Source organism: Magnetococcales bacterium (assembly GCA_015228815.1).
GTDB lineage: Bacteria > Pseudomonadota > Magnetococcia > Magnetococcales > UBA8363 > UBA8363.
Genome location: JADGCV010000051.1, coordinates 1 through 23,857, shown reverse-complemented (window position 1 = coordinate 23,857; position 23,857 = coordinate 1). Strand labels below are relative to the sequence as shown.

The 23,857-nt window shown below is 56.1% G+C and carries 16 protein-coding genes and 2 pseudogenes; 9 read left to right on the top strand and 9 right to left on the bottom strand.

What is annotated here, in order from left to right:
• Positions 1–76: 76 nt before the first annotated feature.
• Positions 77–403 (top strand): annotated as a pseudogene (locus tag HQL76_15980) (transposase).
• Between the two features lie 128 nt (positions 404–531).
• On the opposite strand, the gene HQL76_15975 reads toward HQL76_15980, so the two are convergent.
• The 3 genes from HQL76_15975 to HQL76_15965 all read right to left on the bottom strand — a co-directional run bounded on the left by HQL76_15975 (position 532) and on the right by HQL76_15965 (position 6,861).
• Positions 532–4,836, bottom strand: a complete 4,305-nt coding sequence (locus HQL76_15975; GenBank protein MBF0110667.1) for a DEAD/DEAH box helicase — start codon at positions 4,834–4,836, stop codon at positions 532–534.
• Between the two features lie 57 nt (positions 4,837–4,893).
• A complete protein-coding gene (locus HQL76_15970; GenBank protein MBF0110666.1) occupies positions 4,894–6,006 on the bottom strand; it encodes a cupin domain-containing protein in 1,113 nt (370 codons plus the stop codon).
• Positions 6,007–6,078: 72 nt separating this feature from the next.
• Positions 6,079–6,861, bottom strand: a complete 783-nt coding sequence (locus tag HQL76_15965; protein ID MBF0110665.1) for a ChbG/HpnK family deacetylase — start codon at positions 6,859–6,861, stop codon at positions 6,079–6,081.
• Positions 6,862–7,003: 142 nt separating this feature from the next.
• Here HQL76_15965 and HQL76_15960 point away from each other — a divergent pair, with 142 nt between their 5' ends.
• A complete protein-coding gene (locus tag HQL76_15960) occupies positions 7,004–7,828 on the top strand; it encodes an alpha/beta hydrolase (protein ID MBF0110664.1) in 825 nt (274 codons plus the stop codon).
• Positions 7,829–7,925: 97 nt separating this feature from the next.
• Here the strand turns inward: HQL76_15960 and tpx are convergent, their stop codons facing one another.
• Positions 7,926–8,423, bottom strand: coding sequence for a thiol peroxidase (gene tpx / locus HQL76_15955; protein ID MBF0110663.1), 498 nt, complete (start codon positions 8,421–8,423; stop codon positions 7,926–7,928).
• Positions 8,424–8,977: 554 nt separating this feature from the next.
• Here tpx and glgA point away from each other — a divergent pair.
• Together glgA and HQL76_15945 are read left to right on the top strand one after the other, a co-directional pair.
• Positions 8,978–10,183: a glycogen synthase gene (glgA, locus tag HQL76_15950; protein ID MBF0110662.1), complete on the top strand. Its 1,206-nt coding sequence runs from the start codon at positions 8,978–8,980 to the stop codon at positions 10,181–10,183.
• Positions 10,184–10,234: 51 nt separating this feature from the next.
• The gene (locus HQL76_15945) at positions 10,235–12,205 is read left to right on the top strand and encodes an alpha-1,4-glucan--maltose-1-phosphate maltosyltransferase (GenBank protein ID MBF0110661.1); all 1,971 of its coding nucleotides are present in this window, start codon (positions 10,235–10,237) and stop codon (positions 12,203–12,205) included.
• Positions 12,206–12,488: 283 nt separating this feature from the next.
• Here the strand turns inward: HQL76_15945 and HQL76_15940 are convergent, their stop codons facing one another.
• Positions 12,489–12,677: a hypothetical protein gene (locus tag HQL76_15940; GenBank protein MBF0110660.1), complete on the bottom strand. Its 189-nt coding sequence runs from the start codon at positions 12,675–12,677 to the stop codon at positions 12,489–12,491.
• 106 nt (positions 12,678–12,783) lie between these two features.
• Between HQL76_15940 and HQL76_15935 the strand changes: the two genes are divergently transcribed.
• The gene (locus HQL76_15935; protein MBF0110659.1) at positions 12,784–13,269 is read left to right on the top strand and encodes a DUF4351 domain-containing protein; all 486 of its coding nucleotides are present in this window, start codon (positions 12,784–12,786) and stop codon (positions 13,267–13,269) included.
• Positions 13,270–14,082: 813 nt separating this feature from the next.
• Entirely contained in the window at positions 14,083–15,201 is a 1,119-nt protein-coding gene (locus HQL76_15930; protein ID MBF0110658.1) for a DNA alkylation repair protein, read from the top strand.
• Between the two features lie 63 nt (positions 15,202–15,264).
• Here HQL76_15930 and HQL76_15925 read toward each other — a convergent pair whose 3' ends face one another.
• From HQL76_15925 to HQL76_15910, 4 genes and pseudogenes are all read right to left on the bottom strand, one after another.
• Positions 15,265–15,936, bottom strand: coding sequence for a DUF2461 domain-containing protein (locus HQL76_15925; protein MBF0110657.1), 672 nt, complete (start codon positions 15,934–15,936; stop codon positions 15,265–15,267).
• Between the two features lie 22 nt (positions 15,937–15,958).
• A complete protein-coding gene (locus HQL76_15920) occupies positions 15,959–16,285 on the bottom strand; it encodes a TfoX/Sxy family protein (protein ID MBF0110656.1) in 327 nt (108 codons plus the stop codon).
• A gap of 25 nt (positions 16,286–16,310) precedes the next feature.
• A pseudogene (locus HQL76_15915) lies at positions 16,311–16,679 on the bottom strand (type II toxin-antitoxin system VapC family toxin).
• Positions 16,676–16,930 (bottom strand): type II toxin-antitoxin system Phd/YefM family antitoxin, encoded by a 255-nt coding sequence (locus tag HQL76_15910; protein ID MBF0110655.1) that lies wholly within the window; start codon positions 16,928–16,930, stop codon positions 16,676–16,678. Before HQL76_15910 ends, HQL76_15915 begins: the two are co-directional and overlap by 4 nt.
• Before the next feature lie 673 nt (positions 16,931–17,603).
• Here HQL76_15910 and HQL76_15905 point away from each other — a divergent pair.
• From HQL76_15905 to HQL76_15895, 3 genes are read left to right on the top strand one after another with little or no spacing between them, the layout of a single operon-like run.
• Positions 17,604–21,137: a hypothetical protein gene (locus HQL76_15905; GenBank protein ID MBF0110654.1), complete on the top strand. Its 3,534-nt coding sequence runs from the start codon at positions 17,604–17,606 to the stop codon at positions 21,135–21,137.
• A 7-nt stretch (positions 21,138–21,144) separates the two neighbouring features.
• Positions 21,145–22,092, top strand: a complete 948-nt coding sequence (locus HQL76_15900) for a hypothetical protein (protein MBF0110653.1) — start codon at positions 21,145–21,147, stop codon at positions 22,090–22,092.
• Positions 22,089–23,345, top strand: a complete 1,257-nt coding sequence (locus HQL76_15895; GenBank protein MBF0110652.1) for a hypothetical protein — start codon at positions 22,089–22,091, stop codon at positions 23,343–23,345. Before HQL76_15900 ends, HQL76_15895 begins: the two co-directional genes overlap by 4 nt.
• The last annotated feature ends 512 nt before the right edge of the window (positions 23,346–23,857 follow it).

The following is a 23,857-nucleotide window of genomic DNA, read 5'->3' as shown; positions in this document are numbered from 1 at the left end:
ATTTGGAACAGATTATGGTTGATAGCACCATCATCAAAGCACACCAACACTCTGCTGGGGCTAAAAAAAAGAGGGACCGCAGTCTATCGGTCGATCCAGAGGTGGATTGACCACAAAGATTCACGCCATGGTAGATGCCCTCGGCAACCCATTGCGATGTACGCTTACAGCAGGTCAGATCGCAGACATCCGCCAAGCTTCTGAACTGATCGATGGTTTGGTTCCGGACATGGTCATCGGCGACAAAGGGTATGATGTCGATAAGTTTGTTGCACAGATTCAAAATATAGGCGCGGAGGTGGTTATCCCTTCCAAGAGCAACCGTTTGCAGCAACGTGAATATGATCGTCATTGGTACAAAGACCGAAACCTGGTTGAACTTTTCTTCAATAAAATCAAATAGTTTATGCGAATTGCAACACGTTACGACAAGCTCGACAGAAATTTCGGTTCATTTCTCAATCTCGTATGCGCATTTGTTTGGCTGGCCTGATTGAGAACAGGCCCTAGACCTGCGCGACCCTCACGGCCTCAAGACAACGGCTCCCGAATCAGTCCCAGAAGTTCTTCGGCGCTCAACCGGCCACTCATGTCGCCCCCTTCCAAAAGATCGTCGGCCAGATCGCGCTTGCTGGCGTGCAGCGCGACAATTTTTTCTTCGATGGTCCCACGGGTCACCAGACGATACACCGTCACCGGACGTTTCTGGCCAAAACGATGCGCCCGGTTGGAGGCCTGATCCTCCACCGCCGGATTCCACCAGGGATCCATGTGAATGACATAGTCGGCGGCGGTCAGGTTGAGACCCACACCACCCGCCTTGAGACTGATCAGGAAAAAATCACTGCCCCCCTTCTGGAAATCTTCGATGGCGCGACGCCGGTTGGACACCGGCGTCGCGCCATCGAGATATTGAAAGGAAATCCCCTCGGTGGTCAAGAATTCGCGAATGATGGTCAGATGATCGACGAATTGACTGAACACCAGGGCCTTGTGCCGGTTGGCCAACAAGGTTCGCGCCACATCCTTGAACGTTTCGAACTTGGCACTTTGCAGGTGAAGATCGGGATCGACAAGGCGACTGTTGCAACAGGCGCGGCGCAGTTTCATCAATTCAGCCAGGACCGCCATAGGGACCTCCCCTTTCGCGCCGTCCACCCCTTCCAGATGCGTCACGGCCTGCTGTCGCAGCGATTCATAGAAGGCGGCTTCCCGATCGTCCATTTCGACATGCAATACAATCTCGGTCAAGGGGGGCAATTCCGTAAGCACCTGGTTCTTGGTTCGCCGCAGAATGAAAGGACGGATCCGTGTTTTCAGACGCCGGGAAGCATCCCGATCACGATAGCGTTCGATGGGAAGGGCAAAACGTTCGTTAAACTGTTCCAGGGAGCCAAGCAGTCCCGGGTTGAGAAACCGGAACAGATTCCACAGTTCTCCAAGATGGTTTTCGATCGGCGTCCCGGTGGTCATGAAACGAAAATTTCCATTCAACCTCATGGCGGCGCGGGATCTTTTCGTCAGCCGGTTCTTGATGGCCTGGGCTTCGTCGAGGACAATGGTGTGCCATGCCACCTTGGCCAGCATTTCCTCCTCGATCTGCAACAGGGCATAACTGACGATCAATACATCGAATGCCTTGACATCCTCCACCAATTCCCGACGATTGCGCCCCCCCAGGAGGATGGGGTTCAGGGTTGGAGCGAATCTTCGAATCTCCCCCTCCCAATTGGTGCAGACCGAGGTGGGCGCCACCACCAGCGCCGGACCTTCGGCGGCGCGGTACACGAGCAATGCCATGGCCTGAAGCGTTTTGCCCAATCCCATGTCGTCCGCCAGACACCCACCGACCCCCCAGACCGACAACCGGTGCAACCAACGAAACCCCTGGATCTGGTATTCCCGCAATTCCCCCTTGAAGGTCGAAGGGATCTCTACGTCGGCCCCTTCCATCGCCTCAAGCCGTTCCAGCAGCCCCTTCCAATGCCGGTCCCCGGAGACCCGACCACTCTCGGCAGCCATCTCGGCCAACCAGGGCGCGGTCAGGGAATGAACCCGCCATCCCTTCTCCCCTTCCTCGGCCAGGTCCAGCATTTCCTCCAGTCGTCGGCGAAAGGATTCGGTCAGGGCAACGAATTGTCCCTCCCCCAGGGAGATGAATCGTCCTGTACCCTCCCTTGTTTTTTTCAACAAGTCTCCCATTTCCAGGATCAATTCATCATCGATGACCAAGGTCCCGGAAACCGAAAACCAGTCCCGGTCCCGGCGTACCCGCAGCCGCAACCGATCCATCGATACCTTGTGGCTGACCCGGAATCGTTCCCCCTCGGGCCATTCGACCGTCACCTTGTCGGCCAATGCCTGCAATTCCGACAACAGTTCCAGACATTCTTCCATGACCTCCAGGGTCCATGTCCGGTCATCCGCCGACCTTCCCGCCAGGGTGGGAATCATCGCCGCCACTTCGTCGGCCATGTCCTGTTCAAGGACAAACTCACGGCGAACCTGGACCCTGTGTCCCTCCCGTTCGCCGAACATGCGCATTCCACCGCGACCGGGACGGCACCATGGACCCGAACAACCAAAAGGGCGCACCATCAATCGAACCGTCAGCCCCACCCCATGAGGCACCAACTGCACGCGGGGACGGGAGTCGGAAGGGACCTCCGGAACGTCGGCCAGATCGGTATCGACGGTGGACTGGATGTTGACCATCGGCGCAAGACGGGCCACGACCCCCATGACCCGATCTTTCTGGCTTCCGGGACCGATGAACCCGTCAGGCCCCAGGATGTCGGCAATCTTGTGGTGTTCGCCGGTGATCTTGATGACCCGGCAACGATTGGGCCCTTCCCGCAGGACCATCACCCCGGGACCATCGATCCTTTGGGAAAAACGGATGCGGATCCGCCCCTCGTGTTCATGGACCAGCAATTCCGGTTCCCCCCGGACCACCTCGACGTTGACCGTCGGATTGTCGAGCCAATAGACGTGGGGATGCCCGATCATGGCCAACATCGCCCCGGACCAATCAAAATCATACCGGGTTCCGTTGTAGATGTACTCCTGACGCACCGCGGCGCAGATTTCCAGGTCCTGTTCCGTCAGAAACCCCCATAGTCTGGGCTCATTTCCGTGGAGTCGCCGCGCCGCCACCACCCGCCCCCGGCTCCATTCGCCCGAATCGGAACGAACCTGCTCCCTGGCCTGAACGCTGCCACGCTGGCCATGGGTTTCGATCAACCAGATCAGCCGGCGATCCTGTTCCTTCGCGGCCAGGCCCGGATCCTCATCGCCACCGGTCATCTTCATCAACGCAGTCAGGGTCTGCTCCCAGCGTTCCTCGCGCTGGATCCGTGGCGTCAGGGGGGCGAACCCCAACTGCCGTTCCATGGTTTCGACCACGCCCCGATATTCCTCGCCCCCCGTCAACCGTTCCAAAAGGGCGGCGCTTTCCATGACCAGCCACGGATAATCGTTGGTGACCACCTTCAGATGAATCACCTTCAGCTGTCCCAGGACGGCCTCGCTCGCCAGTGCTTCATGATCGATCCAATAGAGGGCCAGCAGACGCACCAGTTCGGGCAGACCATCGGCGGGAGAAGGCCGAACCGCCTTGGGAAGTCCCGGATTCCATCCCCCTTCACGGGCGGTCAAAAGAGGACTGACCTGCTCCTGACGCAACCATGGCAGTCCCGATTGGAGCGCCTCCCTGCGATATCCCAAAAGCAAAAGCGCCGCATCACCATCGCCGCTGCGTGCCATGGCCACTGCCCGCATCGCCTGATAACTCGATGCCAGAGGATGATTCCGATTGCGTTCGAACCGCTGTACCAGGTGCAACAGATTCTGTCGATCCTTCAGCGCGCCCTGACTCAAAAGAGCAAACAACAGGAATAAACCACTCCAATAGTAAGGAAAGAGCTTTTGGTGGCCCGTTTTCCGCGGTTCATCCAGGATCGAGATCGTCGTTTCCAGGGTGGCGATCGCCTGCCGGTTTTTCCCCTGGAAAAAGTCGATCCACCCGCGAAATGCGGATTCCCCCAGGATCGGCCTTCCAGATGCCGCAAGTTCGCAGGCCTCTCGCAAACGCCCCTGGACCAGGAGAACGGTCATCTCCAATGCCCGCAAAACCGGACCGTGAACCGTGCATGGTTGCTCGCGGTGTCGTTGCAGCAGTTGCCCGATTTCCGCCACCGGTTCCAGGTCCGTCAACGCAAGCCCAACCATCTCTTCCAATACCTTGACCTGGATGGAAAGGGAAAGCGAGGCCATCCATTCCGGGTTCCAGGGACGGGAACACAGGCGCACCAGGGGGGGATCCCGGCGATAATCCTCGACCCGCTGCTCCTCCGCCAATTCACTGAAACCAAGGACCCGCGCCTCATCACCCGTCAAAAGCCCGAGGCGGATTTCCCGGACGGCCCGATCGAAACTGACCAGACGCGACGTCCCCTTCATGGGACTGGAACGAAGCAGGGCAGGCAATTCCTGATCGACAGCCCGGACCAGTTCCGGCAACACCCCATCCGCCACTGCCTGACGCACCGCATCGTCGGCAATCTCGCGGGCCACCAGAAAATGAAACCCCGTGCCCAACCCCCGCCGCAACATCCCTCTGGCAAGAAGAGATTCGACCCGTCCCTGGACCGTCCGTACCGTCAGGATGAATGGGCCAGTCAGTTTTATTTTTGTCCGTTTCAGACAGGCCACCAGCTGCGAAACCGGAACAACATCGTGAATGATGGCGCTCAATTGAACAATCCTGCGATCAAGACCGTCCAATCGATCAAGCTCCGCCAACAATTGTGTGTGCTCGGGTGCGTTATCGAACAAGGATCGCGACTTTCCTTCCGGATGTGGATCGGGAAAAGGTACACGGACCGCTCTCAATCAGGGGGTCCGAACCTGTTTTTCCAAGGCATGAACATGCGGGATCATTCTTTGAATCTTCTCGCGGTCCGCGACCAGCATCTCCGATTGACCGCAGAAAGACCGCCATCCCGAACCAAGGATGTCATATCCGGAGAAACAAGGGGTCTCGACAAACCCCGACATCGCATCAAGCCCATGATCGCAGGCCAACAGCCACGGTTTGGCCAGAGTGGCGAGCGCCAGGATCACCTCCTGTTCCGCCGCCCCGGTTTCCATGTCACCACGGTTGGCCGGCTGCCAGACCAGGGCATCGAAGAGATCGACCCATGATCCGATTTCCCGGACCTCCCGCAAGACGCTCGCATGGGTTCCGCGCAGTGTATGAACCACCCGAAAGCCATGTTGTCGCACTTTTCGGTAAAGATCGGGCAGTCGTGATGGAATTTCCCCGTTTCCCCGCCATTGCAGGGTATCGCAGCCCAGACGATGGAGCATGGCGGTCACGAGCGTGGGTTGGGTCAGATGGGTGACGAGGAAAAGACTCATTCCCCGAGGCAACCGTCGCGCCCACTCCATACGGGCCAGGGAACGAGACCAATGACAATGATCCAGCTCCAGTCCAAGGGCATCGACCCCCAACTCATGGCACAGACATGCCGCGTCCAGGCTTTCGACCCCGCCGATCTTGATCTTGAGCGATCGATCTTTCCGTTCATCCCAATAGCGTCCGGCAGAAACCGAACAGATGCGATCTTTGGCGGAGAAAGAGATTTTGTCCTCGGGCATGTGGCCAGGGGAACCGACCTCCAGAACCAGAGCATCGGAATCGCCCCTGTTGAAAAAAGAATGATCCTCGCCCGGTTCGAGTTCGAGGAAGTCGCCGGTGGTCACCACCACAGACCAATCATCGAACCGGCAGGTCACCTCCAGTGAACCGGAAAGAATGTAGAACCAGGATTTGCGCAGCAGATGGAAATGATGGCTGGTGGCCTTTCCCGGTTGGACCCGCAAGATTTTCAGGTCCGTTCGATCAGGCTCGGAACCATCCGGTCCCCCTCCCGATGACAGCAGACGCTGTTGGCCATAAGCGGTGGCGGACCATGCTTCCCGAAATGGAGTCGAATGTCTCACAGTCTGGGCCTGCCTCGGCAAAGGGTTGCGGTCGGCCCCCGTAACCATCGTGGTACACGAGGGGCGGGACGGTTATAACTCATGAAAGGAAAGAATTTCCACTGGGAAGCAAAGCCGTTCGCGCCACCCCCCCAGCAACAGGGAGGTGTCGCCGTCATTGGGTGATCCTGGATGGGTCATGAGTTCCCAGATTCTGGGTCCTGGCTGCGATCTGTTGTCACCAAAATGAGCCATGAACGTGTGCAACGCGGCAAAGGCCTGGGTGGTCCGGGTCTCATGAAACGCCTGTGGATGGCCAAAGGGATACCCCGCCCCCGATTCGGGAAAGATGGTCCAACTGCCACGCAGACGGTCGATCCGCAGTTGCCGTTGCAACCGGGTCAGGCAGGGCAACAACGCCGCGATCCGATGGACGTGATGGTGCGAATCCAGATGACTGACGGCAACCCCCATGGCCCTGGCCGTCTCGACCTGGACCCGCCATTCCTCGAACACGGCCTCCTGAACCGCCGGCGTCAGGCGATCCCGATCAAATTCCTCGAAAAACATGCCGTTCCCATCCAGAATGGGGTTCAAGTCCTCATTGCAGGTCAGGGGTGGACCATACGTCAGGTTCAAATGGACACCGAAGGAACAATGGGGATAGGCGGCAACCCTGGCCACCGCCGCAGCGATGGCGGGACCGTTCACGAGCAACGAGGCCGATTTCAGTTGTCCGCCATCAAGAAGGGAAAAAATTTTCTCGTTGACCTCGGGAGAAATTCCAAGATCATCGGCATTGATCACGCAGGATACGACCGAATCCACGACCATCCGATTTACTGGCGATTCAAGATCGAATACCTTTGGATTCATGAGACGCGGATTGTTCCGAAGACTGAAGTTGACCCAAGGATCGGACCGGATTGAACACGCCTGATTGTCAACGAAACCTCCACGGTGCCGCAAGTGAAAAATGTGTACTGTTGGATGGTAAAGAAAGGGAGTGGACGGCGGAATGGATGAATCGAGAACGGGAGTACCTTTATTTTGCCACAGGTCGGGAACCGGTCCCCCCCTGGTCGGAATCGCCGGATTTGGTTGCAGCCATTGGCTGATGCAACCGTTGGCCGCCCATCTGGAACGATCCTTCACGGTATGGCTCCCCGACAATCGGGGGATGGGCCGTTCGCCGAAACCATCCCTCCCCTTCGACATCGACGATCTGGCTCATGACATTCTGACCCTGGTTCACGATCGGATCGGCGCACCGGTCACCCTTCTTGGGGTCAGCATGGGAGGATTCATCGTCCAAAGGCTTCTGACCCTTGCCCCGAATCTCTTCACCGCCGCGGCCATTCTGTGTTCCACCTCTGCCGGCCCTGAATTCCGGCCCTTGTTTTCCTTCTGGAGCCGGACGCAAATGGAAAAGGTGTTGTCCATGGACCACCAAGGTCTGGCCCGTTGGATCCTGGAGCCGATGGTCAGCCCCTGTCTTGCCGACTATCCCGAGGCATACGAGTACATGCTCACGCAACGTCTGGCCCACCCCGAGGATCGTCACCAGATCATGGGGCAATATCTTGCCATGGCCCGATTCTTTGCCACCCCGCTCCCCCTGGAACGGATCGATGTCCCGGTCTGGATCGGTTGCGGGGAACGTGACCCGGTGTTTCCGGTCGCCAATTCACTCCTTCTGGCAAAGCGGCTTCCCCGAAGTGAATGGCACATTGTTCCCGACACCGATCATCTGTTTTTCGTCGAGAAACCGGCTGTGGTTGCCAACGCCCTGAAGGAATTTCTCGGCGTCCGGAAAGCCCACGGACAAGCGAAAACACGATGATCATCGAACCGCTTCTTCCAGCCCCCGAAAAAAACGATGCCCGGCAAATCATTGCCGGGCATGGTCGAGACCTTCGGGATCTATTGTCAGAACAGCGTCACAAGACGGCCAGGGCCTTGGCGTAATCGGGTTCCTGGGTAATCTCGGGGACCTGTTCGGTGTAGGTCACTTTTCCCTTTTCGTCGATGATGACGATGGCCCTGGAAAAAAGCCCCGCCAGGGGACCATCGACGACCCGCACGCCAAAGACCTCGCCAAACCCGCGGGCGCGAAGTTCGGTCACCGAAATGACCCGCTCAAGCCCTTCCGCGCCGCAAAATCGGCTGTGGGCAAAAGGAAGATCAAGGGAGACACACAAAACGACCGTATTGGCCAATTTTGAAGCAGCCTCATTGAAACGGCGAACGGAAGCGGCGCAAACCGGGGTATCGATGCTCGGAAAAATATTGAGCACCACCTTTTTTCCGGCGAAGTCCTTCAACGAAACATCGGAGAGATCGGTTTTTGTGAGGCAGAAATCAGGTGCTGGAACACCGATCGCGGGAAGATTTCCACACGTATGGATGGGATTTCCCTTGAGTGTGATGCTGGCCATTCTTGTTCTCCCTGTGTCATGCGTTCAAGTGGTTGACAGTGTGGCACGGGCCGAACGGACCCCAAGTGGCGTGTGACCGCCTTTGCGAAACCTTGAGAGATCCATGATGCCTTTGAAGGGCATGGTATCCTCAATTGTGGTCAAGAGGCACGGATTTTTTTTTGATTTCAAGATCATTGTATCGCATGGGCGCGATTTTCCAATCGTGAAGGAACGGTCTTGGCGATGGACGGACGTTGCTATTAAAAAAATTATTGAACACAAAAACGAAATATATTTGAAGGCGCATCAAAAACACAGTAAGTTCCTATTCCATTCAGGGCATGACGGCGGGGACACCAGACTGCCGAACGCCCCGTGAACAAGACCCGTGCCGACGAACGTTGCCCGGATCCCCGCTCGTGCCCTCGGGCCCTCGGGAAGGATTTTCGAAGCCCGTGAAGGAAGAAAACGTGGTCCCATTGATGATCCACACCTTGGGATGCGGTCACAACTCGGCTACACTGACGGGAGTTGAATCGGCGACAAGACGCTCAAGATCAGGAGAAATCTTAATGAAAGCGCTGTTTCTCACCAAGGAATATCCGCCCAATGTATACGGTGGCGCCGGTGTTCATGTGGAATATCTTTCCCGGGAACTGTCCCGCCTCATGGATGTCGAGGTCCGGTGTTTCGGCAAACAGAACGAAACCACGCCGCATCTTGCGGTACACGGGCTGGATTTTGCTCCGGAAGCCTTTGCCCATTGCGACAAGAAGCTGAAATCGCCGCTGACCGCCATGCACAACTGCATTGGCTTCAACGCCACCCCCATTGATGCACAGTTGGTCCACTGTCATACGTGGTACAGTCATTTGGGAGGGATCATCGCTCGGAAGGCCTATGGCATTCCATTTTTTCTGACGACCCATTCACTGGAACCCCTGCGCCCGTGGAAACGGGAACAGCTTGGATTGGGCTATGATCTTTCGGTGTGGATCGAGAAGACCGCCATGGAAAGCGCGGATGCCATCATTTCCGTCTCCAACGGCATGAAGGAAGATATTTTAAAATTTTTCGATGTTGATCCGGACCGCGTCAGCGTCATCTACAACGGCATCGACATTGAGGAATACCAACAGACCGACAAGGTCGATGCCCTCGAACGCCATGGGGTCGATCCCGGTAAGCCCATTGTGCTCTTTGTCGGACGCATCACCCGCCAGAAGGGGATCATCCATCTGGTCAACGCCATCAAGCACATCAACGACGAGGCGCAGATCGTCCTTTGCGCCGGAGAACCCGACACCCCGGAAATCAAGATGGAAATGGAAGAAGGGGTGCGCAAGGTCGGCGAAAAGAGGAAGAACATTTTCTGGATTCAGAAGATGTTGCCCAAGAAAGAGATCATTCAGTTTTATTCTCGCGCATCGGTTTTCTGTTGTCCCTCCATCTACGAACCGTTCGGCATCATCAACCTGGAAGCGATGGCCTGCCGGACGCCCGTGGTTGCCAGTGCCGTTGGCGGCATCGTCGAAATCGTCCAGGAGGGGAAAACGGGCTATCTGATCGACTTCGAGCAATACAAGGAAAGCCCGTTCGAACCGATCAATCCCGCCGAATTTTCGCAGGCCCTTGCCAACGCCATCAACAAGGTCCTGGATGACAAAGGATTGATGACGTCGATGGGAGATCTTGGACGGGCGCGGGTCGAAGAGAAATTCAGTTGGGCCAGCATCGCCAGACAGACCTTCGAACTCTACAAGCGGCATGTCAAGTGACCACGGACCATAAACCGACCTATCGTCGAGCCGGAGTGAATCCGCATGAGCATGAGAAACCCTTCACCCATCGTCATTGAACAGATTACCCCCGCTGTCGATGGAGGACGTTATCCCATCAAGAGGGAAGTCGGGGATAACCTCGTCGTCCGTGCCGCGGTTTACCGGGACGGACATTCGGTGATCAAGGTGTTTCTGAAGTACCGGGAGAAATTCGGCAACAAGATGTGGGCCGAGACCCCGATGCGCCAGATCAATCCTGGTCTGTCCCTCTGGGAAGGAAATTTCAAACCGGAAAAGAACGCTCTTTATCTTTTCACGGTCGAGGCCTACACCGATCTTTTTGCCACCTGGCTTCAGGATGCCAAGAAGAAAAGCGATGCCAATGAAGATGTCACGAGCGATCTGATCGAGGGTGAAGCGCTGTTACGGCAGATGGCGGCGAATGCGACGAAAAAATCGGAAAAAAGTTTCTACCAGGATCTGATCGGACGCCTGGCGGTCTGCACTTCGGATCATGAGCGACTTGAACTGCTGTCCAATCAGGAGGTTGGAGAGCTTCCGTCCGACATGACCATGAGGGAACCGCCGCTTGAGGTTTACGTTGATCGGGTCCGGGCGCGTTTTGCCGCCTGGTATGAATTTTTTCCCCGTTCGCAGGGGACGGAGCCTGGGAAGAGTGCCACTTTTGACGACTGCATCCGCCGGCTTCCCGAAATCAAAGCTCTGGGATTCGATGTCATCTATCTGACCCCGATTCATCCCATCGGTCGTACCGCGCGCAAGGGGGCCAACAATTCCCTGGAATGCGGTCCCGACGAGCCGGGATGCCCCTATGCCATCGGCAATGAGACCGGCGGGCATTATGCGATCGAACCGGGGCTGGGTACCATTGACGATTTCAGAAGATTTGTCCAGGCGTGCCGCGACCTGGATTTGGATGTAGCCCTCGACTTTGCCATCAACTGTTCACCCGACCATCCCTACGTCAAGGAACATCCTGAATGGTTTTTCAAGCGGCCTGATGGTACCATCAAATATGCTGAAAACCCCCCGAAGAAATACGAGGACATCTATCCCCTCAATTTCAATGCCCCGGAAGGCCAATGGAAATCCCTGTGGCAGGAGATGAAGGACATTCTCATGTTCTGGGTCGGGCACGGAGTCAACACCTTTCGGGTTGACAATCCCCATACCAAACCGGTTGCCTTCTGGGAATGGCTGATTGGTGAAATTCAGCGTGAACATCCCGAAGTGGTTTTTCTTTCCGAGGCGTTCACCAAGCCTCCCATGATGAAAATGCTGGCCAAGGTCGGATTCACCCAATCCTATACCTACTTCACCTGGCGCAACTTCAAGGTGGAGCTGACCGAATATCTCAAGGAACTGACGGAGAACGAGGTCAAGGAATACATGAGGTGGAACTTTTTCGCCAACACCCCGGACATTCTTCCCCGTATTCTCCAGGAAGGTGGGCGCCCCGCCTTCATGAGTCGTTTTGCCCTGGCGGCCACCCTGTCCTCGGTTTATGGCGTCTACAGTGGCTTCGAGCTGTGCGAAAATGCCGCCGTTCCGGGGAAGGAAGAATATTTGAACTCTGAAAAATACCAATACAAGGTTTGGGATTGGAACCGCCCGGGAAACATCAAGGAGTTTATCCGCCGCATCAATGCCATCCGCCAGGAAAACCCGGCGCTGCACCATTCCAAGAACCTTAAATTTTTCCGCTCTGACAATGCCAACATTATTTTTTACGGCAAGGCGTCGGACGACTGGAAAAACATTATCCTCATCGCGGTGAATCTGGATCCCTTCAACCGGCAGGAAGGGGAAATCTTCATTCCGACAGAAGCCTATGGAATCGGCTATGGGGAAAGCTACGAACTGCATGAACTGATTTCAGGCAACCGCTTCTCGATGCAGGGGAGCCACTTCTACATCAAGATTGAACTGGATCAACCCGCCTGGATGATGCGCATCGAACGTTGGGGTGACCGCAACTTTGGGACATTCCTGCGCTGAATCGAGAACAGGACACGTCTGGACTTTGGAAAACCACTTGCAGGTTCCGGAGTTTGAATTTTATGAACGGGTCTGGAAAGGAGAAGGCATCTTTCCTGTGGGGTTTGACAATATAAAAGTTATCTTGTTGCGTAGACCGGTTTCTTCGGACTGTGACAGGGTAATCAACTTCAAGATTGGGGTTCTGGTGGTCGGCATGGTCTAAATTTTCACGAATCGAGCAACCGCCATCGGAACATCACCTTTTGGATGTGTTCTTTGACAATCTGAAACCGAAGTTGGATCAGGCAGCTTTCCGCAGGTACTGATGGTGCAGCCCACCGAGATGCGGAATGGCGATGACATCACCTGTCCCGATTGGCTGTACCGTCCGTGATTCAGGACAGTCTTTGGCCAGACCAAGATGGGTGCGTGTTTCGTGATAATAGATCAGGTACGAGGTCAGCGTCCGTCGCAGGTGTTCCTGGTTCATCACGATGACGTGATCCAGACACTCCCTGCAAGGTTCCTGGAGACCATCCGCCTTTGGTTACCAGATTTGGGGATCGGAGGTCCGTTTCCAGTTCAATGCCATAAAATTGCTGGATTACCTGTTCCGTTTGGATCTTTTGGAGTCATCCACCAATCCGTTTGCCATCGTCATTCTGGCGCATCTGACCGGCAAACAGACCAAAAATCAACCGGCAGAGCGATTCCAGCAGAAAATGCGCATCACGCGCATGCTGTACGAACGAGGCTTCAGCCGCCAACAGATCGTTGATCTTTTTCGATTCATCGACTGGGTGCTGAGCCTGCCAGAAGAGTTGGACAACCAATTCTGGACAAATCTATCCAACTTCGAGGAGAACAAGGAGATGCCTTATATCACAAGCGTGGAGCGGATTGGGATGAGAAAGGGAGAGCAAAAAGGCAAGGCCGAAATGCTGCTCAAACAGCTCCAGGCTCGCTTTGGATTGGTCCCAGAATCTCTCCAAGAAAGAGTGGAATCTGCTGACCTGAAAGATATTGATGCCTGGGCCATCAAGATTTTTCAAGCTGACTCACTGCAGGCCGTCTTTCATTGACTTGTTCCGCTTGTTAACCAAGTGCCCATCGGAATCTGCTCCCGCTCTCCGAACCGGGAGAGCCGGAAAATCCGTTCGAAACGGCATTTGATCACGGCCACCAAGTGGGTGGTGAAAACGCCTTGGAAAAATGGTATTGGAAGGGCATCGTTTCGGCAGCGCAGAATTCTCCATTCTCCGCGAACAGAGTAAAAGTTTGCGCTCACACTGTTTTGCCGACCAAACGGGAGTTGAAATGCGGGTCCACAGGTTGCAGTCGTTTTTGAGAGGAAAGTTTGTCTGGACGCGAAAAAGCTTTGGAAATCAGATGACTTGATGTGGTATGCATCAATTGGTAGCCAAGACGCTTTCGAACTCTTCTTTGTGCTGCGCCGCAATAAAGCCTGGAGAATTAGTTTGAAACCGTATCACTTGGTCCACCATTCTTTTTTCGTAACTGCCCAGGTACCTTTTTTCAACAGATTTTCTCCGCAACGCGGCCACCATTCGGGGTGGCCGTGGTCGTTTGAAAAACACAAATGTTTCCAATGGTTAGCACGGGCGGTTCAAGAAAGAACTTGGTCCCCCGCCGGACCCGCCAGAGTCGGAACTTGACCTTTTCTTCTCTCGCGGCCAATATTCTCCAAAAGCTCTGGACTCACCCCTCGGTGATCCCGACAAAACCGTATTCACTTTTTATGAGCAATATCAATGATTAACATGAGTCACTGATATTGGACTCGTTCGATAGTGAACTTGGTCGAAGAGAATGGGAAAATTGTTCAAACCCGGCTCCGGCATGGGGCGAACCCGAAAGCAGAGATGACCCAAGGCGTGTCGAAATCCCTGAAGGAGATCTATCATCGGCCCCTGGTGGAGGAGTTGGCCGCTCGGGTGGCGGCCAACCACCCCGGTTTCGATGTCGAGACCTTTGTCGCCGAGGTGGTTGCCGATTTCCCCAGCCTGGAACTCATGGCCCGGTCCCGGCGCATCGCCGAAGGGCTGCGCGCCTATCTGCCCGCCACCTTTCCCGACGCCGTTGCCATTCTCCTGGCCAGCATGGGAGAGGATGACGGCAGCGGCGGTGTCGAGGGCTACGACGGTTTCCGCCACCTGCCCTTCCTCAACTTCGTGGGAAGGTACGGCCTCAACCACCCGGACCTGGCCCTGGACGCCCTGGAGCGGATGACCCGCCACTTCAGCGCCGAGTTCGATATTCGCCCCTACATCCTGAATCATCCAAAACTAACCCTCCCGCGCCTGCACACCTGGGCGCGGCACGAGGACTGGCGTCTGCGGCGTCTGGCCTCGGAAGGATCACGTCCGCGCCTGCCCTGGGGCCTACGCCTGAAACCCTTCATCGACGACCCCACCCCCTGCCTGGAGATCCTCGAACCCCTGCACGCCGACCACCACCCGGTGGTGCGGCGTTCGGTGGCCAATCACCTCAACGATGTGAGCAGGGATCACCCTGACCTGGCCGTGGCCACGGCCCAACGTTGGCTGAACCACGGTGACGCTGGAACCCTCTGGATCGTGAACCATGGCCTGCGCACCCTGGTCAAGCAGGGGCATGCCGGAGCGCTGGCGCTGCTGGGGTTTTCCGGATCGCTTACCCCGGAAGTGGTTGCCTTCACCCTAATGCCACCTCGGGTCATGCTGGGGGAAACGGCGACCTTCACCACCACCCTGCGTTGCCGGGAAGCAGCCACCCTGTCCATCGACTACATTGTCCATCACCAGCGGCAAAACGGCTCCCTCTCGCCCAAGGTCTTCAAACTCGCCCGTCGCCGGGTTCTTGCCGACGAGGTGATCCACCTCGAAAAAAGTCACCCCCTGCGTCCCATCACCACCCGCCGCTATTATCCCGGTCTCCATCGCCTCGACCTTCTGGTCAACGGTCGGGTGGTCTGTGGCGGAACGTTCGAACTGGCGATGCCTCCTCCCCAGTGACGACGACGGCAGGAGCGTTCCCGTTTCGATGGGGGAGCGGACATGACCTTTCGACTGACATCATCACGCCAGGAAAGATCGCAATCCGGAAATCCAAACGTGGAAAGGGAGGAGTCTCCCGGCCTGAGTCAGGAAGATCTCCACGGGATCGCCCGTCGCCTGCTCGGGGGGGAGGTCGATGAAGACCGCCAGACTCTTGCGGCGCAGCAGTCCGGCGTGAGGATGCAGGGGATCACAGCCTTGCGGAATCCGTTTGAGTTCGGCCTCCTCCCAACGGAATCCCGCATCGGCCAGTTCCTTCAGCAAGGCGGCCAGCCGATCACCCTCCGGGCCGTGGGCGATGCGCTCACGGTAGGCGGCCAGGACGTCGTCCGGGAAGGCCAGGGTTCCGGCACCGATCACCAGGCAATGCGGCTCGATGCCGAAGAAAAAACCACCGCACAACCGCCTCTCCACCTCCCCGGCGGTGGAAAAACCGATATGCAGATGGGTGTTGTACGGCGTTTTGTCTCGCGAGAAGCGCACGTCCCGGTGGATGCGGAACACCCGTGGCCGCATCGGCGTCCCGACGAGCGCCTCCAGTTCCCGACCGGCCCGTTCGCAGAACGCTTCGGCTGGTTGGCGAAGGACGCGCTCGTAACGGTCGCGCCGGGCGTTGAACCATTCCCGGGAGTTGTTGCTCGCCAGTTCGTTCAGAAAAGCGCGTGCTTCGGGGAAAAAGGTCGCAAGCTCCATGGTCGGCTCCCGAAGCAATCCGTCATTTGGGGGGAAGCGTGCCGACGAAACCGGTGGCCAGGGCGATCCAACTTTCCAGACCCTCGCGCAACGCCTCTTCGGAACGCACCCAGACGAAGCCCGCCATGGGCTTTCCGGTGAGATCCATGGGCGCGGCCCCCGGTCGGGCCAGTGCCTCTCCTTCCCGATCCCGGCCCACCCGGAACATGAAGCGGCCCTTTTCCACGCCACAGAGCATGTTGCCCTTCAGCATCCAGCAGTAACCGCCGAACATCCTCTTTTCCGTGATGTCCGGGCGTTTTGCCAGTACCTGACGCATGGCTTCCAGCAATTCGGGATCGTAAGGCATGTTCGACCTCGCGCGCGGCAGGGTGTTCTTGCCGGTTGCGCGTTACCAGCCGCAGTTCGTGATGCAGGGTCGTGGCCGCAAGCAGGCTATCGATGGCGGGCAACGAACGCCCCGCTTCCCCCAACAACCGTCCCCAACGGTCGGCAACCGCCCGATCCACCGGCAATACCCGCCCGCCAAACCAACAGGAAAGATCGTGCTCCAGCCACAGACGCAACCGCTCCCGCCGGGTCCCTGGGGCCAACCGCTCCACCCCCTTGCGAAGCTCGCCCAGGGTCAGCACACTGACGTAAAGGCGATGGTCCGGCACCTGAGACAACCAACGGAGTACCGCCGGGTTCGGCTCGGTGCGCACCGTTTCCGACAACACATTGGTGTCGAGCAGGTAGCTCACAACGCCACTTGCCGGTCAGTGGAGCGGTCCCGGTCCCGCTCCAGCTCCAGTTCCACCCCGACGAGGGGGGATGCGCGCATGAAGGCCACGAAAGAGGAGACGGGACGGGTCATCCGGTCGAATTCCGCACGGCTGACCAGCACGGCGGACGGTTCCCCATGTACCGTAATCTCCTGGGGACCCTCGACCGCCGCCCGGCGCACCAGTTCGCTGAAACGGGCCTTGGCCTCCTGCAATTGCCATGTGGGCATGGGAACTTCCCCCTGTATAGTGGTTAGACTCGTCTGACTATAATGGAATTCCGTCCAGTTGTCAGTCTCAAAATGACACCACCGGGGCCAGGACGTAGATACCGATCACGTCGCGAAATCCGGTGACACCATATCGATTTCTCTGATGGCCATAAATTGGCTAAATCGTTGAAATAGAGGGACTTTACCAGTTTTTCTTAAGAGAATCTTAGTCCACGTCAATTTCATGGACATGGACTGGGATGACCAAGACACCGATACCGAAACGACTCAAGGAGGCCAGAGACCGGGTGGACCTTTCCCAAACCGACCTGGGAATCGCCGCCGGGATGGACCCGTCCGGGGCAAGTGCCAGGATGAACCAGACAGACCATGGTCGCTTGATACCAGAACCTGCCAGGGAGTCTGAACGATTACTCCTGATGTACGGGTGGCGCGCAATATGGCGGTCTCCACCAGGATCCCGGAAGCCGGTCTCATCATCCCGCACGATGGCAATTGCGGATCATGGGGCAGAACCCCACGGTTTGCCTTTGATTTTGGCTTTTTATTTCTTTGCCAGAAGGGCATAATCCCACATCATGCTGGACTAAAATAAGCCCTGAGGCGCCGACGCTTCATCGGATGGGCCGGATGTCGATAACCCATGATGGGATGAACCAGGGAGGTTGATTTGGTAGAAATCGCCAAATTTTTTTCAGGGCTCGGAGGGCATCTCGTCCTGGCCTTCCTCGTCATCAGCGGATTCCTGAGTAGTCTGTTGCTGTTCTTTGTCCAAACCCATCGTATCGGTGTTCAGGTGCGACGGGGGCTGATCCTTCTTCAAGAGTGCGGCGCGGATGTGGCCACTGGAACATCGGATTCTCCGGATCCGACAACCCGCGATACCCTGCGCAAGCAACGGTTTGCGGCCAACTGGACACGCTTCAAGTCGGGAATGGAATCTCCAGAAATGCACTTTTTCGCCCAGGCCTGGGCAGAATTCGGCAAACACCTGGTCGTTCCTCCTCCCGAGTCGGGGAAAATGATCGGTACGACCGCGGAACCTTCCCTTTATATCAACGAACGCAGCCTTTTCTTTGTCAACATCAATTCGCGCCTCTACGATGCCATTCCCGGCTTTCTCACCGGTGGTGGCATCTTCGGAACCTTCGTCGGTCTCGTCGCCGGCATCTATCTGGCTCAGGATGGCATGTCCTCGGGACCCGATGAAATGAGGCAGGCCATGAAATTTCTCATGGGCGGTGTCTCGACGGCCTTTCTCACCTCGATTTTTGGTATTGGTCTTTCGATTCTCTTTTCTGTCCTGGAAAAACGTCGCCAATACCAGATTGGCCGTCTCGTTCAACGGTTCAGCGAAGAATTGGAATCCTGTCTCGAAATCAAACCCCCTGAAAACAGCACCCTGAACCGAATTCACACCGCCCAGAAAGAACAACTCGAAGAATTGCAAAATCTTCGTCGGATTTTTCAGAAATCCGATCTCTTCCGAACCCCGCCCGATACCTCCGGCCCCCCTCTCGCTCGCGATACGGACGTCCGCATCGGTGCCAGTTTGACCCAGTCTCTGGGAAAAATGTTCGAAACCCTCGTCAAATATCAGGACAGTCAGCGTGAATTTCATCAGGCATCCCTGCAAAAGGCCCTGGCCCCCTTCCTTGAACACCTGCCAAAATTGTTTTCGAACCGCGTCGAATCGCTGGAACTGGCCCTCCATGCCATCGGCGAAAATTTGAAGGTGCAACAAAAATCTCTGGATTCCCTGGTGAACGTCCTCAAGGAAGGTCGTCGGGAAGAACAGCCCGATGCCACCCACGCAATCCGGGAAACCCTGGATGGCGTGGGTACCCGGATGGCCTCCGTCATTCGGGAGTCCAGCGAAAATCTTCATGATCGCCTTGATCGGTCGTTACGAACGCTTTCCGAGGCGATCACCGGACTTCAAGGCTCCACCACCGCCGCCCAGGAAAAACTGGTGACCGAGGTCGGTCGATTTGGTGTCGATGTCCAGGGAAGATCGGACCGGAACATCGAGGAATTTGAAAAGAATGTATCGAATCTCAAGGATCATCTCGATCGTCAGAGTGAACGTATGGCGGAGGCTCTGCGGGAGGCGACCAGAGATTTGCGCGGGGCCATGGAAGGGGCCGGAGCGCTGCTGAACACCAACCTTCGTCAATCCTCGGATCATTTTTCCTCCTTGCTGGGAACGTCGATCGCGGATTTGGCCGTCGTCGCATCCGGTATGAAAGAGGCACAACTGGAAATTGGCGCCTTGCTGCGAGACTCTTCGGCGGGAATGGCCCTGCGCCTGGAACATACCATCGCCGGTCTCGCCGAGGTGGCAAACGGCATGAAAACCGCCCAATCGGAACTTGTGACCCTGCTGCGGCAATCCGCCGCCGGGCACGAAGGGCGCATGGAACAAACCTTGACCCAATTGGGCGATCTGTTATCCAATCTCAAGTCGGCGCAATCGGAAATGGTGCGGATACTGGGTGAATCGGATGGCGGTTATAAAAATCAAATCGCACGCTCGCTGCACGACATGGCCGCATCCGAAACGTTGTTGCGCCACGCCGCCGCAAGCCTGGAACAGGCCGTCTCCGGGATGGCGACGCAATTGTCCGGTTCCCTGGGCCAGTTGAACACGACTCAGGCGACCATGGCTCAGGGCATCGATCGGGCCAGCGAAACCATGGCCGAACGCATGGAAGAAAGTCTTGCATCCCTGGTTTCGAGCATCGCCAGCCAATTCACCGCCTCCGCCGCCCAGGTGTCCCGGCAACAATCGGATGTGGCCACCGAATTCAGGCAGGTCGGAGAACATATTTCCACCCGCATGGAGGAAAACCTTTCCGCCATTCTTGCCAACCTGTCTTCGATTCATCAGGTCCAGGACGAAATACGGCACCATTTGCGTACCAGGACGACCCCATCCCCGGAACACCTGGCGCAAACGCTCGTCCTGGAATTAAACTCCTTCCACGGTCGTTTCGAGGAAAAAATCGGTGGCATGATCCAACTCTTCGAAAGAATGGAAGCCAACAACCTCAACGCCATGGAAAAAATTGGCGATGGTCATCAAAGCGTGGCCAACGCGCTTCAGGCCTCCCAGAGAAGGCAAACCCTGGACAACGATCAACTGCAAACCCTTTTCCAGGCCACAGGCCTTGCGCTCAAACAATCCGCCGATGAATTGAACACGGCTGCGGCGCGAATCTCTCAAGCCCTGCACCATTCGCGGCAATCCGCCGATGAAAACCAGATGGCCATGCACAAGGTTTTCGACTTTCTCCATGGTTTCGATGCGGTCCAGTCCCGGTTCGGACAGATGATCCAATCCATGGAGTCGGGAGCCATGATGATTGCCGTGGCCGGGGAAAAATTGCATGAAGGTTCTGCAAAGATGGAGTCGGTGACCCGCTCCTTGAACGATACCCAGGAGACCGCACGGCAAACCTTGACCGCCATCGCCAAGTCCCATGAACGATTGCGTGACATCTGGAACAACTATCAAAACCGGTTTGAAGGGGTCGATGCCTCTCTGGAACGCTCCTTCATCCAACTCAATCACGGCCTGGAAGAATTTTCCGGGCGGGTAATGAAGTTTATCGCCGGCATCGACGACCACATGGGGAGCATTACCGAAAAGCTTGGCTACAACATCACCGATTTTGGCTCCCGTCTGGAGGACCTCGATGATTCGATGAGCCGGTTCCTGGAACGAATGTCGGAAACCCTGATTGTCCCCATGCAGGAGACCTCGCTGAAAATGATCACGGCAGGAGAAAGAATCGATGATAGCATGCAACGCCTGGGAGACCTTTCCCACGTTCTGTCCGCCACCCAGGGGGCGACCCAGGACGGAGCCGAACAAACCCTGAAAACCATCACCGCCGCCCAGGAACATATGCGGGAAACCATCAACCTGATGCAACATGAGCTGGAAACGACCTGGACCGAGCAACAGCACCGCTTCGATTTGGTGAACGCCTCCTTGCAGCAGACGGTGGCAAGCCTGAATAGTGACCTGGAAGAATTTTCCTCCGAAAAGGTCCTGGAATTCATCGGCGGTGTCGATGAACATATGGATGTCGTTTCCCGGCAATTGCATTCGACGATCGGAGATTTCAACGACAAGCTCGATGATCTGAACGAATCGATCACCTTCTTTCTGAAATCCATGTCGCACTTGAAACAATAGGCCGGCCATGTATCAGCGACGCCGCGAAACACGAGTCCCGCAGTTCACGGCTCACGATTTTTCGATTTCCATCAGCGATGTGATGTCGGCCTTGTTGTATGTATTCATCGTCATCCTGATCATCTTCTCCTTCAATATGGGCTCGACGGAAACCGATTTTCGCTCGGAACTGGTCAAGGTCGAGAAAGAACGGGAACGACTGGAGAAGATCAACGCCGATCAAGAGGAAAAACTGAAAAAATTTGAATCCGGGGTTGTGGATCTTCGGGATCTGGCGTCCAATCTTAAAAAAGATCTTGACCTGCACATGGCCAAGACCCAGCTATTGCTTCACCAACTGCTGAACGATATTCACCGGGATTTGCAAACAAAAGAGAATCTGAGAGTTTTCATCGATCCCAATCATGGAATCCTGCGGCTGCCCGATGAAATTCTGTTTCCTTCCGGATCGGCCCAGTTTGCATCGGGAGGGGAAGAAAATCTCAAGAAACTGGAACGGGTCCTGGAACGACATCTGCCCTGTTATTCAGGGTCGCTCGACGCAACGGTTCGGCCACCATTTTGTGAGGACCGTCAATGGAATCCAGGAACCCTGGATGCCGTGTTCATCGAAGGACATACCGATAATGTTCCCCTGGGAAAATCAAATCCACACAGCAACAATCTGCATCTTTCAGGCATGCGCGCATTGAAAACCTATGAAGCGCTGGTCGGAATGGGGCCGTTGCGTACAAACCTTGGTGAACTGCGCAACCTCAAGGGGCAACCCGTATTCGGCATCAGCGGATATGGCCAATCCCGCCCGGTGGTCGCCCACGAGGAACCGGTCGCCGATGCCGCCAACCGCCGTATCGACATCCGTTTTTTCCTGGTCAACCCCAGACCACCCGCATCCATGACCCATTTGTTCGAGGAATTGGACCAGTTGAATCGCAAACTCGATGTCGTAAAATGAGCCTGAAACGCGCTTTGGCCAATGACTACGCTTTTTTCTTTCTGCCCTCCCTTCCCTCCGACAGCAGGATGGCACGGGCCAGGGAAAGGATCGATGCGCTACCGATGGCCGGAACGGTTGTTCGTGTTCCTCCCCGCCAGGACCTGGAACAGATCCGGCACCGTGTCGCCACCCATTTCCAGGACCGAGGTTCCCTCGCCGGGCTTTCGCGAAGGGATCTCAGGCGCGTCCCCTGGCTGCTGTTCGGACCGGAACCTGGTGGGCTCGGCCCCCTCGGTAACGATGAAGCTCTGAAAACAGCCTGGAGCGAATGGTTTGCAAAAAACGCCTCGAATGGCATCATGGTTGATTTGATTCACAATCTGTTATTGCACTATCCGGAAGAATCCGAGAGAGCGTATTGGAAGAGACTGTTGCATCACCCGATGTCCCAGGCCGGTCCGACAGGGCTTGCCCCCTGGACAGATCGATTGGACCGGTTCGACCTTCTGGGTTCGGATGGACCCGAACGCCTTGCGGAGCGCCTTTGCCGTGGCGAGGAAAACTGCCACGAATTGTTCCAGCAGGCCGGCTTGACCGGAGCACTTGCCAGTGGCGGATTCGTGCGGGAAACATTGAATGGCGTTCTGAAACGCCTGCGTGGCATCACCGAACCGAATGGCATGGGAAAGGATCGACTCAAGGGGGTTTTCGATGGGCTTCGGGATGCGAATGGGCAATGGCAGCAGCTCGTTTCCGGTTTTTTCGCACGAATGGCCGAGGCACTGTTGCAACCATTTCTGGAGTGCGCTCCGGAAACCGGTCTGCGCAACCTGATTCGTCATTTTCTGCTCGGATCCCTGGGAGACCCACGCGCCAATCCTGCCGCATGGCAGGCCGTCGATCCCGGATTGCGCGAGGTCTTTCTGGGATGGCTCACGAATCCCCCCTTCCATCATGATGAAAAAATAGACTTCTTTGTACGTGAGGCAAACGTGAAACTGGCGGCGATCGAGGAAGATTTGTCGCGGATGCAGCATCGGTTGACCGACATTCCCGTTGCCGTGGTCAATCATGCCATCGCGCAATTGCGTGCCATCGCTGGGGTGGCAGAATTCTTCGGATTGACCGAGGTGATGACGATCTGTGCGGAAATGACGCTTGCCCTTGAAAAACTGCGTGACCAACCCACGCCGACATCTGGAGAAATGAAGTTGGTTGCTACATCCTTTGGCAGATTGCAGGAAGCAATAAATAATATATATTATTATTGACGTCCCTGGTCAATACCTTCTGGTGACACATGGAAAATAACGATTGTTTCACTGGTGTTTCTGACTCGTTCTCCTCTTTATATTGGCAACGTCTATCTTGCTGATATTAATTCTCACTATGCAATCCGTTCAGAGAACGATTCTCTATTTTCTATATTCAATGGCCAAATAGGTTGATGCATGGAACATTATAATTCCCAATTTTCGATGTATCCGGATTATTATATGGACATGGAAACGTGGATCGATTAGATTGTTGGTCAGAAATGTGCTGACTCTGGCGTGGGACAGTTGCTGTGGCATTCTGGAACGCTGGTGGGTGATCGGAAGACCACGTTGCGTGTTGTTTCGGATCATGGGAGGAGAATTCATGGATCATTTTTTTGGGGACGAAAGGGTGTCTGCCGATGAAGATATGATTGACTCTTGTTTTCACAGGATTACTTTATTACCCCCCCCCCCCCCCCCCCCGCGCCCCCCCCCCCCCCCCCCCGCCCCCCCCCCCCCCCGCA